The organism is Ruminococcus sp. 1001136sp1_2201st1_G3_2201SCRN_220225 (assembly GCF_040924365.1).
Classification (GTDB): domain Bacteria; phylum Bacillota; class Clostridia; order Lachnospirales; family Lachnospiraceae; genus Blautia_A; species Blautia_A faecis.
Map to the genome: position 1 here is coordinate 1 of NZ_JBCOME010000086.1, position 12,001 is coordinate 12,001.

The window sequence follows — 12,001 nt, forward strand, 5'->3', positions numbered from 1 at the left end:
CACAAACGTATCTGTCTGCTTTATTCAGTTGTCAAAGAGCTGTGGCGAAAGCGTGTTGCTTTCATGTAAAAGCAGGGGCAGAGCAGGAAAGAGGGGATTGAACAAATCATGCTCTGCGGTTACTGCTTGTTATTCTTCTTCGATTTCTAAGGCAATATCAAACCCTAAAATCATTTTAATAAGTGCTTCTCTGATAAGTCCCTTTAACTCCATATCTACAACAATATAAACATTGCCGTATTCGTCATAGAGTGGACGCAGACAGCACTTTGATATGTACGGGTCATAAAATGCCAGTATCTTTTCAATCGCTTTTTCGTCCCCGTCCATTGCTTGTGAAAGCAAGTAGTAGGACGGCTTCTTAAATGTTTGTTTCATTTTTACTGTTTCTCCTTTAGTAATTTTTTCATAAGTGCCAATGAGTTATGCCGATTTTGGAATACACCGCTTCTGGAAATATTCTGCTTTTTTGCAATTTCTTCGTTGTTCATTTCCAAGAAGTAATACATCAGCAAAGTTTCACGGTTACGCTCGGATAACTGTTTCAAGGCTTCTGCCAATTCATCATCATAGACACGAATATCATTACCGCATACATTGAAAATCGTATAGTCCGTATCATAGTCGTCCCAGACAGCCAGATTTTCTACAACGATTTCTGGAAGTTCACAAAAGAGTGTTTCTTCCTTTTGTCGTCGTTTTAATTTCTTCTGATAGTCCTTAACAACATGTCGGACAACTTTCTTCAAACAACTTTCAAAACGGCATTGAACTGTTTTCTGGAAGTCAGACGGTTTCATCAATCTCACCCCCTTTCCGTTACGACGTGAAAAGTGGTTATCCCTCTTTCCGCACCATATAGGGAACGGCAGGTGTGATTTGTTAAGTTGAAACCGAAAAAATTTTAAAAATTTTTTTTGGTATGAAAAAAGCCCGCACAAAACATATAGTTTTATACGAGCTATTAAAGCTGTGAGATATTCAATTGTTGATAAAGTGCTGTTAGGTAGTGTATGAGTATATAAGATTATGCTTAAAACTTTCCATAATACAAGCCCCCTTACAGCACTTGATTTCTATTAAACTTTTGCCTTTGTAGCATAAGCATAATGCCCTCAGTTTTCATATTTCGTTTTTATTATGAGTTTAATTCAGACTTTTTATATATACGATACAATAATGGAAGTAGTATAAAATAGCATATTAAATATATTGTAAATAGAATCGGGATTGCCCCTATAACCTTACTCCCAATTTGATAAACATTAAAATAATTGACAGATGAACTGATTTGTAAAAGTTGGTCTGGCAACAATCCTAAAATTTTCGATAATACGGAAAAATCAGATAAAAAAGACGGAACAAGTAATATTACAAAAGGAACTATTACTGCTAAAACAGAAGAACGCATTTTTGCAGATACTAACATAGAAAGGGTCGACATAAATAACACCCCTATATATCCGCCTATTATTGTCAATAAAAATTTTTGTAATAATGTTATATTGTAAAAACTTTTCCAACCTCCCAAACTCGTTTGAATTAAGCAATTTGCTCCGTCAATACCCAAACACCCAAGAACAACTCCAGAAAAACAACATATAGAAATCCAATAAATTGCTGTGATACAGACAAATCCAGCTACAATTTTACTTCTAATTGCTTTGCTTCTTCCATATACCGTACTAAAAAAAATGGAATCTGCTTTTAAACGGAACTCATCAGAAAAAATTCCAGATATTAAAAATGTTCCAACTAACATAATCAACATTATCAATACTGGCAAATAATATAAAAGACTCGTCCAAGCACCTGCGTATTCATAGTAAAAAGGTATTTGCATTTCTTCATATTTTTCAACAAGATATTCTTTTTCTTGTTTTGTATAATTGTCCTTAACAGAATCCGAAGAAAGCCACTTCTTCAAGTTATCTATCCTGTTCGAATAAAAATTTCCTAGTTCTGTCGGAGTAACTGTATCAACTCGATAATAATCGTACTCTTGAAAATCACAAAAACTTCTATTTATCATATCTTTAATATCAGAAAACCCTTGTCCCCGAGAATATGCTATATTATTTTCCGTATCATTTTTTGATAAATATTCTTCAGAACTCTTTATTTTATTATTCTCCTCTAAAACTTCTTGCAATACACTCTCTGTTATATTACCTTTCCATTCATTTTTTACTTCTTTTAACCTGTTATATGCAGTAATTCCTGTATGACTATTTCCGCTAGAATCTACATATTCTATACTTCCAATCGCAAAATAACTAATTACTACAATAGCCACCAAAAGAATAATTAACGCAATTTTATTTGATGATTTTGCAAATATTTTTTTTAATTCAAATCGTACCATTATTTACACCTGCCTTTTCGCCGAAATAATACAAAAACACATCTTCAAGAGTGGCGTTCTCTCTTGTTGCCTTTTCAACTGGCTTATCTTTTGAAATAATTCGTAATTCTACACCATTCACATCTGATTTTATATTCGACACTTTATTTTTTTGCGATAAGTTCTGAACCATATTTTTTTCTACATGACATACCCAAACATATTCCTTCATTGAATTGATAAGGTCAACTACAGTTCCTTTATGAATCAATTGTCCATCTTTCATCAGTAGAATTTCGTTTGCAATATATTCCACATCAGAAACGATATGCGTAGATAAAAGTACAAGCCGTTCTTCTGCCAATTCACTGATTAAATTTCTAAAACGAATGCGTTCATTTGGGTCAAGACCAGCAGTCGGCTCATCAAGAATTAAAATTTGGGGATTATTTAACATCGCCTGTGCAATTCCAACCCTACGCTTCATACCGCCAGATAAATTTTTCATTTTTTTATTGAATGCTTTTTGCAAACCAACCTTTGCAACCAATTCTCTTACTCGTTTTTTTGCGACGATCGGTTTTATCCCCTTTATTGACGAAATATAAAGCAGATAATCTTTTACGGTAAATTCTGGGTAAAAACCAAAGTCTTGTGGTAAATACCCTAAAATTTTTCTATAATCTCCGTCCATAGCCAAAATATCTTTTCCGTTACAAGTTATTTTTCCCTCGGTTGGACGAAGTAATGTACAAAGCATACGCATAAGAGTAGTTTTACCTGCACCATTCACCCCCAACAATCCATATACACCTGTTGTCATTGTGACATTTATATTATCTACTGCTGTGAAATTATCAAATTTCTTTGTTAAATTAGTTATCGTTAAATCCATTTGAATGTCCCTCCCAATATCTAGTACAATCATGTAAAACTCTATAAATCATACTTCCTAAAATCAATAACGCAATTCCCAACAAAAGTATCCATACTGGCATTTTTATAACAGAATATATTTTTTCATTTGCTGTAATTAGCCACCATACTACACTCCACAGAATACATAAAACAATAGAAATAGTTTCATTTACATTTTTTTTATTACATAGCAGACCAAAACAAATACAGGCAGTAACAACCGCAGGAAAGACAAACTGTGATAGTAGGGAAAGCAATGTAATATGCAAACTTCCATGCAAAAATATACAGAATGCAGTAAGTAATATTACATCTACCAAGCCAAATAAAAAAATCCGTGTTGAATATATTTGTCTAAGAGAATAGTAAGATGTATTCTCTATTTCCATACATTGATTAGATTTATTTTTCCACAATTCTGGAATAATCAAAATCACAAATAAAACACTTGTAATCCCTAATCCTCTCTGTATGATAAAAATCTCTTGATTAAAATAAAGGGCTATTCCAATTCCTACCAATAATAACATCTGTAATATCCACCATTTTTTCTGTGTTATACGGAATTGCGACCATAAAAACTCTCGGTAAGTCAATAGCTTTTCCTGCTCTTTCAAATAAAAGATTTCTATTGACTTATTAACTGTGTCCACAATTTTTTCCTCGTTTGGTTCAATCCATGTATCAACCTCAAACATTTCAAAGTTCCTTTTCATGTATGTCCTCCTCTCTTCCAAAAATTTCCAATTGTTTTCGTGCATTTGTTAATCGGTACTTTGCTAAAGATAAACTAATTTGTAATTTCTCTGCAATCTCTGCAATTTTAAATCCATCTAAATAATACAAAACAACAACTTCTTTTAATTCTTTAGAAAGAGAGCTGATTGCACTATCTATAAACATTTTATCCAAGACTTGTTCCATATCATTTGACATTCCGTGTGTTAATAAGAACTCATCGTCCATCAATACATCTTTTTTCTTTTTACAATGGTTTTTGCATAAATTTCCAGCAATCGTATAAAGATAATTCATAGTTTTACCTTGATAATGATAATCAGATAATTTTGCGAAAAAATTTACAAATGTTTCTTGTGTTAAATCTTCGGCATATTCTGTGTCATAACAATGGTAACTACAATACTTTAGTATTTCGTTATAATATTTACGCACAAAAGTATTAAAAGCCTGTTCGTTACCTTGTTTCATTTTCTGAATTAAAAGAAAATCTGTAAGCACAAAATCCTCCTTTCTCATTTAAAATGTTATAAACGTTTACATCATTCTACTAAGTATAACAACACAGACAGATAAAAAGTTAGTCATTTTTCAAAATAATTTAAAATAATTACCAAAAGCAAAGAATAGCGTGCAAATCTGATAAGAAATGCACGCTATATCATTTATCCTACAATCTTCCAGTTGCTATCCTTATGTAGCACAAGCTCATACTGCGATACCTGCATAGCCTTTGTCTGATTATCAAGGAATTTCACAGCAACTTTGACTTTCACATTGTCCCCGTCCTTTATAAAAATAGGGTTTACCAATTCAGAATAAAGGTAGTCCCTGCCGATAGGTTCAAGTACATTCCCCGTTACATAATAAGCAAGCTCTTTTTCTGTGGCTGTTGGATAGAGCTTAAAAAATGTTTCCAGAAATGCGGTAGCGTCATTGACAGTATCAGCGTCCACACTTGCGTCTGCTTCTGGTGTCTTAGGTTCATAGTCTGATTTTTCGATTGCTGGTGCAAGGGTAGGGTTCTGAACGATTACCATATCCCCGTCAGCGTCTACATGGACTTTTACGGTATAGGTTGCTTTCACATTTCTTGTCTGTTCTCCCTCTTTTATCTGCTGATCTACTTCGTAGGTAGCAGAAAAAGTGTCCGTTCCCGATTGCTCGATATGCCACACAATCACATCTGTAACTGTGGAGCTGGTCGGTATATCGGTTCTAATGGTATCTATATTTAAGTCCTGCAATTCCTTTGTCAGATAACCGCTGATTGCCTGCGTCCTTGCTTCGATAGCTTCTTTGCTGTTATCCCATGTGTAATAGGACTTCGCAAAGTTTTTCACGAAATTTTCTATCCCGCTGGTGTCCTGCAAGCGAAGTTCAATGATTTCTTTTTCATGGGTCGTGTGCTGGTCGATAGCCGTAAAATTCTTATATACTCCAAAGCTCACGCTTGCGATAAGCACCACCCACAACGCAATCACGGTTTTCTTATGTGTGCCTACCTTGACAGTACGCACCTTTTTTTCTTTGACATTTTCAGTCGATTTCTTATTCTTCTTAAACATATTTTTCAAGTCCTTTCTATTGTTTTACTCGTCCTGCACCGATTAAGTGCTGTTGCCAGTAACTACTGCTTAGGTCTGCATATCCTATCGGGTCGCCTGCATGGTACATCTGTGTCGGCGAAACAAGAATACCGACGTGTGTTACATAACTTCCAGCGTTATAAGTGGAATGGAAAAATACCAAGTCCCCAGCCTTTGCCTGCGAGAGTGGAAGATGTTGGGTAGCGTCATACTGTGCTTGTGCGGTTCTCGGTAAGGAGATACCAGCTTTTCCATAGCACCATTGCACAAGTCCGCTACAATCAAAGGAAGTGTTCGGGTTACTGCCACCATACACATACTTCCAGCCTTGATATTTCAACGCTTCATTCATAATCGCTTGTGCCGTCGCATTATCAAAGTGTGCCACGGTCAGATATTGATTGACTAATTCCACATAGAACATATTTCCATAGCCATACCGCCAGCCCCCGTTCTTTGCAACAGCTATCGGGTTGGTATAGGTTACTTTCTTTCCCCCCGATTTCTCACGGGCGAAGCTCTCTGCTAGATTAAAAGTGTGCTTTTTTCCCTTTCCTGCCACATATCCCACATAGCCACCGCCATAGTTATAGGACTGTATCGCTACATTCAAATCGTCGATACCTTGATTTTTGCAGGAAGAAAGCAGGGACGCAAAATACTTACACCCCTGCTTGATTGAGCTTTCCGTATCTAAGGAATTAGGCGGTAATCCCAGACTTTCCGAACTCTGCATAACATCTTCTGCCGTACCGCCACTTTCTACTTGAATGATAGCCAATAGCACATTGACATACTCGGAAATGCCGTATTCTCTGGCATATTTTTCCACCATAGGCTGATGTTTCAAGACTTCTGCGGATAGGTTCATACTTGTAATACCAGAAGAAAAGTTGCTGTTCTCGTCGTCGCTGTCCGCACTAATCAAGACACCAAAGAAAAGCACCAGAGAAAAGAGGATAGGAAACAGACTGCCAATGATAGCGATATGTTTCAGTTTCATTTTTTCTTCTGTCCTTTCTTCGTTACAAGGTTACAGGTTTTCTCTGTGGTCTGCTGGTTCTTCTGGACGCTCTGCGTCTGCTGAACCTTTGTCCTGCGGTCTTTTGTGTAATTCTGGCGTGTTTCCTGCGATACCACTTTTTCTACATTCTGCCTATGTACTGGCTGTGCCGACTGGGTCGCTTTCTTATCAGAAGCACCAGAAGATAACGGACGCTCTTTGATAACATTTGTCTTGACTGGCTCACTTGCTTTTGAAGTGGTCGCTGTGGCAGGACGTTTGACTTCCTGCATTTTTTCCGCACTCGGCTTTGAAGCTGTGGCTGGTCGCTCATGGGGACGGGTAGCTCCCGCTGTCGCTGATCCGTCAGCCTTTCGCTGTGCGTGCCTTGCTTCTTGTGCCTTTTGAAGCTCCATACGTTTGTCAGCGATATTCTGTCTATGCTGTTCCTGCTTTTCCAAACGTCCCGTCTGTCTGGACTGCTGTTCCTGCACCATGCCACGCTTAAAATCGGACACGCTGGACTTTGCCTTTTCCTTTGCGGAATACACCGCATAAGCGGTCTGTGTCGGCATATCCTTGATATTTTCTTTGACAGCGTTTGCCTTGTCTTTCACTTTATTTTTCGTATCTAAGACAGCACCCACCTTTGAGCCTGCACGCTGTCCCATGCTGGAAGTGGTATTGCCCCGACTGCTTTTTGTGGCTGTGTTCCTTGTCGCTTTTCCGTTTGAAATCGTGCTACCTGCCACCGCACCAGCGACACCGCCAGCCGTAACCGCACCAGCAAGCCGTCTTTCCATACGCCTAGCCCTATGTGCCAAGTATAGATACGGTCTGCGGAATATCCTGCGTCCCATGCTTTGACTGTCGTTAGCGTTCAAAGAGAACATACTCATTAAGTCGCCCAGCTTCATGTAGATACCAGCGAAAGATACTATCTGCAAGAACGCCACCATGAAAAACGGGTAATCAGTGGATATGTTATAAAACATACTGGAAATACTGAACGCCACCGTTACAATGAGCGTTATTCCTGCCCGTGTCATAATGGTATTAAACACCCTCACGATTGCCTGCTTTGCCATGCTTTCATAGCTCGGTATCATGGAAAGTAGAAAACTGATAGGTAAAAACATTGCAAAGATAATAAAAAGTATCTGGCTAAACAACATCATGCCCGTAAGCAAGAATACAAATATCGTGATACCTAAGTTGAAGAACAAGAGGAAAAACACCATACCCAAACGGTTTACCACCTGCGGTATCGTCAAATTGTTGTTGTCGTTGTCCTCGATTTCTGTTTTCACGACTTCCTCTCTGGTTTTCCCGTCCTCGTCCTCTGGGCTTGCCGATACAAGAGCTTCTACACGGTCTGTTCCGATTTCCTCTGCGTTGCTGTTCCCGAATTGTAAGAGTAACCACGGCTGTTCCACTTGAATAGAAAATAAGCTGTCCCGTATCAAGTCCACGCTGTCCTTGCCCTCGCTGTCAGAGTTGGGGAGCATGATTTTTGTTCCCAAGTCCAAAGAAGCGGTACTGATGTCTGATGAAAATTCATTTATCTTCTTGATATAGTCGGGAGCGTAGGCAATAAAAGAAGCGGACAGCACGAACACCACCACAAAGTTGATAACAGCGTGAAGTGCCTTGCTGGTTTCCCGTTTTATCAGTCCTGTATAGGCAACATAAAGTCCCACCACTAAGATAATGAGAAGCAGGAAACCGACATAAAAGCCAGAGCTGGAAAAACCGTTCTGTGTTACGCCTGCAAGGGTCTGTATGCTTTTTCCGATACTGTCTGCCATATCATTGATGAAGTCCAGCTTATAGGCTTCCTGCACCACATAGCCCGTAGCATTGCTTAAATAAAGGCTTATCGTCCAGACAAAATTGGTAATGCAGTAAAGCCCGTATTGTACCGATTTTCCGATACCGTCGAGCCAGTTCCACGGAAGCCACGACCAGCTATTATCGACGAAAAAATCAAGCTGGTAGTTGGAAAGGGGATATTTTGAATAAAGATTTCCTGCATTTATGGTATCGTCCACAAGCCCCGTTGCATGAGCCACCGTCCCCAGAAGTGAAAGCAGGATAAGGGAGAGTGCTACGACAAACAGAGCCATTTTGAGAAAGTGGAAAATCTTCTTTTTTGTGAACGCACCTTTTATCCTTTCTTTCATCACTCCACCTCATTTCTCTGTACGGGCGGTCTGGTATCAAAGGCGTGTAGCAGTTCTTCAAAGACGGGGTGTATCTGCACCACACCGACACGCCCGTATAAGTCCTGCAATAAGCATTGTCCGTTCTCTAAATCACGCAAGCGTTTCTGGTTGTTCTCGTCGTCCTTGTCAATGCCGAAAAATTCTAAGGTCTGCTTTATCTCGTTAATGTCAGTAGAACGAAAGGCAAATTTCAAGCCGATATTGTTTTTCAGACTTTCCTTTGCCACGTCCCCAGAAGATTGTGTAACAAAATAAACGCCTGCCTGCATAGCTCGTCCAGCACGCACCAGCTTATTTGATAAGGTTTCGCCTTGTGCCACGTTTAAGAACGCCCACGCTTCGTCAAGGTCTACAATCTTAAAAATACTTCTGTCCGAATGGATAAAATCAAGGGCAAAGGTACTAATCACAATCAGCATAGACACCGACAATAATTCAATGGTCGTGTATTCCTCAAAGGTCGTGTCCTTATCTGGTAATACTAAGTCCGCTACTTGAATGATATTGAGCTGGTTATCCAGACTGATAGCATTTTCCACCGTACCGTCTGAAAACAGCAGGTGTGCAAAGTCGTAGTCCGTGAAGCTGTCGATATGTTCTGCGATATTTCTTGATATGGGTGTATCTTCACGGCGTAGCTCGTCTATCACATGGAGCAAGCCCCGACTGTCGCTCTGGGTAACGGAGCGTACCGCCTTACGAAGTACAGGGAATTTTTCGCCGTCCCTAGAGGAAATACCCGTTAAAAATGTCAAGATGTCGATTGCCAGACTTTCAGCGTCTTTTACATTCTTCATAATCACGAACGGGTCAAGAAGTCCTGCATTGTCCTTGTCGCTGGTAAGATTTACGATATTGATTTCATGGGCGATTTCTGGGAGCGTTTCTTTCCAGTTGCCCCTCTCAGCTTTGGGGTCTAAAATGACTGCTTGACCGCCAAACAGCACCGCATAATATACCAGAAGATTGTTGCAGAATGACTTTCCACCGCCAAGCGAACCGACAAAAGCAGAAGCAAGGGCGTTTGTTACTGTGCCTTTTACACCCTGCGAAGCTAAAGACGGTTGCAGGTACACATTTCTTCCCGTATCAACGGAATAGCCCATATAGATACCCGTAGTTTCCCCTAACTGCTGTGTCGCTCCAAAGCCAAGCCCTGCCAAGAAGTCTGATTTTACATACTGCACATAATCATTGATATATCGCTTGCTGGCAGGTAAAAATTCAGAATGAAGCCCCAGCATATCCCCAGCAGGACGCACCAGCTTTACATTGAGGTCGTCGTAAAAGTCCTTGACTTCATCACAACGGCGTTTCAGCTCGTCAAGATCGGGTGCAGACACCCGTATGACGTAGCTTAACTTATACATACTTTCTTTGCTCTGGTCTAAATCCGTTTCCAGCTCGTCCACGCTGTCTAAAGCGTCCACCACATTTGAGCTGGTTTCACTTCCAGCTTGATAAGCGTGATTGTCAAGGTCTTTCAGTTCCTTTTTCTTATTTCTTACGGTGCTAAGAGCCTTTCTGTTCTCCACGATTTCTACATTCATAGAAGTATCAACGGGGAACGTAAACTGCTGTTGCTGGAAATAGAATATTTCAGACGACGGGAAATCAAGCTCCCCGACAATCGCATTGACGGTAAAGTAGGACACATAGCTTTCCCTGTCCTCATGCTCCAAGCGTAAATATCGTTGACTTTCTTCAATCACACACCTTGTCGGACGGATAAGGTCATAATACTTTATCAGCGTTTCTTTCTTGTATTTCTTCTTTGGTAGCTGGTACTCATAATCTTCATAGGCGATACCGTCCCTGCCGTAAAGATGTTCCATGAGATACCCAAAATCATTGATTTCCAAGCGACGCACCTTAAAGCGACGGGAGATTTTATTTTCCAGTAACTTTTCCATTTTCATGTAACGGTTGATTTCATCATTCGGCATGGAAACAAAATCATTCATCAGCGTATGGTTCACTTCATGGAGAAATTCCGTGAACGTCAGCCACGCCGATTTTTTGATGTTCTTCAGATTGAGCTGTTCTTCCGTAACCATGAGCTTAAAGCCAAGAAAAAAGCGGTAGTCCACTTGATTGTCCCCAATCATTGATACTAACGCTTCGGTCTGTTCGTCTATCTTCTGGCAGGCAACTTCCTTTAATTTCCCCGTAACCAGCTTCTTTGACTGCTCCTGCATACTTCGTATTGAGCTTTCCGTGGCAATCTGCAACGCATGAATTTTTCCCTCACGGGACTGTGCGATAAGCTGGCGAAAGCTGTCATGCACGATAAATTTCTGCTCTGCGGATAGGAAAGAATAGTTGTATGGTATCAGCTCATAGTAAGCGAACACCTCATTGTCCTTGTTCCAGACAAGGTTATTGTCAATATATTTTATCGGGAACATAATTCACACTCCTTACTGCCGTGATTGTTTCATTCAAGGTCTGCTTATGCAGTTTTACGGCTTTTCCTGCATAAGTGATTTTCGGTCGCAGGGCATAGGTTATCTGTGATTTCAAAAAGCTGTACGGCTTCTTTCCGTCAAAGGTTTTCTGCGACATGAACCAAGTGAGAGCAACGGGAATACCAAAGTATTTGAGAAATGCTCCCTCAATCATGGAAAGTGGGGGAATATCCCCAAACAGAATAATGAGAAATTCCGTAATCACAAACCATGTAATCTATCATTTCTTCTTTGGTGTGATACACATTTCCCATGACTGTCCCCAAGTCCGCAAGGTCAGCGTTCTTTGGGTCTAAAATGTAAAGGACAGCGTTGGTATGCAGTAGGGCTTCAATGAGTGTCAGCAGAAAATAGGTTTTACCGCCACCAGTCCCACCAGCAATCAGAGCGTGGGGAAGTGCGTCATATTCCCAAACAAGATTTTTCATCAGTCTAAGACAGCCGTTTTCTGCCCGTACTTCATCAATGGTAATGCGGTTCGCTATCATATCATAAAGCAGGGTATATTCGATATAACCGTCATGTAAGGTCTTGTCGGTCAGCTCGCAATACAAGCCACTTTCCAATTTATCCTCTAATCGTAAAAGCTGGTCTTGATATTTTCCTAATGTGATTTCACAGCGAATATGAAGCAGTCCCTTTTCCATTTGATAATAAATCTTTGGAAACCAGACGATTTTTTCCCTTGATCTGCTTTGCAGGTCAGTAAAAAAACC

The 12,001-nt window shown here is 39.8% G+C and carries 10 protein-coding genes and 2 pseudogenes; all 12 read right to left on the reverse strand.

What is annotated here, in order from left to right:
* Window positions 1-129: 129 nt before the first annotated feature.
* Window positions 130-378: a helix-turn-helix domain-containing protein gene (locus AB5642_RS18675; RefSeq protein ID WP_004613734.1), complete on the reverse strand. Its 249-nt coding sequence runs from the start codon at window positions 376-378 to the stop codon at window positions 130-132.
* Window positions 379-380: 2 nt separating this feature from the next.
* Window positions 381-800 carry an RNA polymerase sigma factor gene (locus tag AB5642_RS18680; RefSeq protein ID WP_015552791.1) on the reverse strand — a complete coding sequence of 140 codons (420 nt, stop codon included), beginning with the start codon at window positions 798-800 and terminating at the stop codon, window positions 381-383.
* A 338-nt stretch (window positions 801-1,138) separates the two neighbouring features.
* A complete protein-coding gene (locus AB5642_RS18685) occupies window positions 1,139-2,365 on the reverse strand; it encodes an ABC transporter permease subunit (protein WP_173718297.1) in 1,227 nt (408 codons plus the stop codon).
* Window positions 2,352-3,239 carry an ABC transporter ATP-binding protein gene (locus tag AB5642_RS18690; RefSeq protein ID WP_173718296.1) on the reverse strand — a complete coding sequence of 296 codons (888 nt, stop codon included), beginning with the start codon at window positions 3,237-3,239 and terminating at the stop codon, window positions 2,352-2,354. Before AB5642_RS18690 ends, AB5642_RS18685 begins: the two co-directional genes overlap by 14 nt.
* Entirely contained in the window at window positions 3,220-3,978 is a 759-nt protein-coding gene (locus AB5642_RS18695; protein WP_173718295.1) for a hypothetical protein, read from the reverse strand. Before AB5642_RS18695 ends, AB5642_RS18690 begins: the two co-directional genes overlap by 20 nt.
* Complete coding sequence (locus AB5642_RS18700; protein ID WP_173718294.1) at window positions 3,962-4,501, reverse strand: RNA polymerase sigma factor; 540 nt, start codon at window positions 4,499-4,501, stop codon at window positions 3,962-3,964. The genes AB5642_RS18695 and AB5642_RS18700 overlap by 17 nt, the downstream gene beginning before the upstream one ends.
* Window positions 4,502-4,665: 164 nt before the next feature.
* On the reverse strand, window positions 4,666-5,568 hold the full coding sequence (locus AB5642_RS18705; protein ID WP_368371836.1) for a conjugal transfer protein: 903 nt from the start codon (window positions 5,566-5,568) through the stop codon (window positions 4,666-4,668).
* A 16-nt stretch (window positions 5,569-5,584) separates the two neighbouring features.
* The gene (locus AB5642_RS18710) at window positions 5,585-6,592 is read right to left on the reverse strand and encodes a lysozyme family protein (RefSeq protein WP_173718292.1); all 1,008 of its coding nucleotides are present in this window, start codon (window positions 6,590-6,592) and stop codon (window positions 5,585-5,587) included.
* Window positions 6,589-8,775, reverse strand: a complete 2,187-nt coding sequence (locus AB5642_RS18715; RefSeq protein ID WP_173718291.1) for a CD3337/EF1877 family mobilome membrane protein — start codon at window positions 8,773-8,775, stop codon at window positions 6,589-6,591. The genes AB5642_RS18710 and AB5642_RS18715 overlap by 4 nt, the downstream gene beginning before the upstream one ends.
* On the reverse strand, window positions 8,775-11,225 hold the full coding sequence (locus tag AB5642_RS18720) for an ATP-binding protein (RefSeq protein ID WP_173718290.1): 2,451 nt from the start codon (window positions 11,223-11,225) through the stop codon (window positions 8,775-8,777). Before AB5642_RS18720 ends, AB5642_RS18715 begins: the two co-directional genes overlap by 1 nt.
* Window positions 11,203-11,502, reverse strand: a pseudogene (locus tag AB5642_RS18725) (conjugal transfer protein); the annotation flags it as partial. The gene AB5642_RS18720 and the pseudogene AB5642_RS18725, both read right to left, overlap by 23 nt.
* Window positions 11,501-12,001: pseudogene (locus tag AB5642_RS18730) on the reverse strand (FtsK/SpoIIIE domain-containing protein); the annotation flags it as partial. The pseudogenes AB5642_RS18725 and AB5642_RS18730, both read right to left, overlap by 2 nt.

Bases quoted from the DNA above. Each gene is read 5' to 3' on its own strand.
- AB5642_RS18675 (WP_004613734.1), bottom strand. From the start codon at position 378: ATGAAACAAACATTTAAGAAGCCGTCCTACTACTTGCTTTCACAAGCA.
- AB5642_RS18680 (WP_015552791.1), bottom strand. From the start codon at position 800: ATGAAACCGTCTGACTTCCAGAAAACAGTTCAATGCCGTTTTGAAAGT.
- AB5642_RS18685 (WP_173718297.1), bottom strand. From the start codon at position 2,365: ATGGTACGATTTGAATTAAAAAAAATATTTGCAAAATCATCAAATAAA.
- AB5642_RS18690 (WP_173718296.1), bottom strand. From the start codon at position 3,239: ATGGATTTAACGATAACTAATTTAACAAAGAAATTTGATAATTTCACA.
- AB5642_RS18695 (WP_173718295.1), bottom strand. From the start codon at position 3,978: ATGAAAAGGAACTTTGAAATGTTTGAGGTTGATACATGGATTGAACCA.
- AB5642_RS18705 (WP_368371836.1), bottom strand. From the start codon at position 5,568: ATGTTTAAGAAGAATAAGAAATCGACTGAAAATGTCAAAGAAAAAAAG.
- AB5642_RS18710 (WP_173718292.1), bottom strand. From the start codon at position 6,592: ATGAAACTGAAACATATCGCTATCATTGGCAGTCTGTTTCCTATCCTC.
- AB5642_RS18715 (WP_173718291.1), bottom strand. From the start codon at position 8,775: ATGAAAGAAAGGATAAAAGGTGCGTTCACAAAAAAGAAGATTTTCCAC.
- AB5642_RS18720 (WP_173718290.1), bottom strand. From the start codon at position 11,225: ATGTTCCCGATAAAATATATTGACAATAACCTTGTCTGGAACAAGGAC.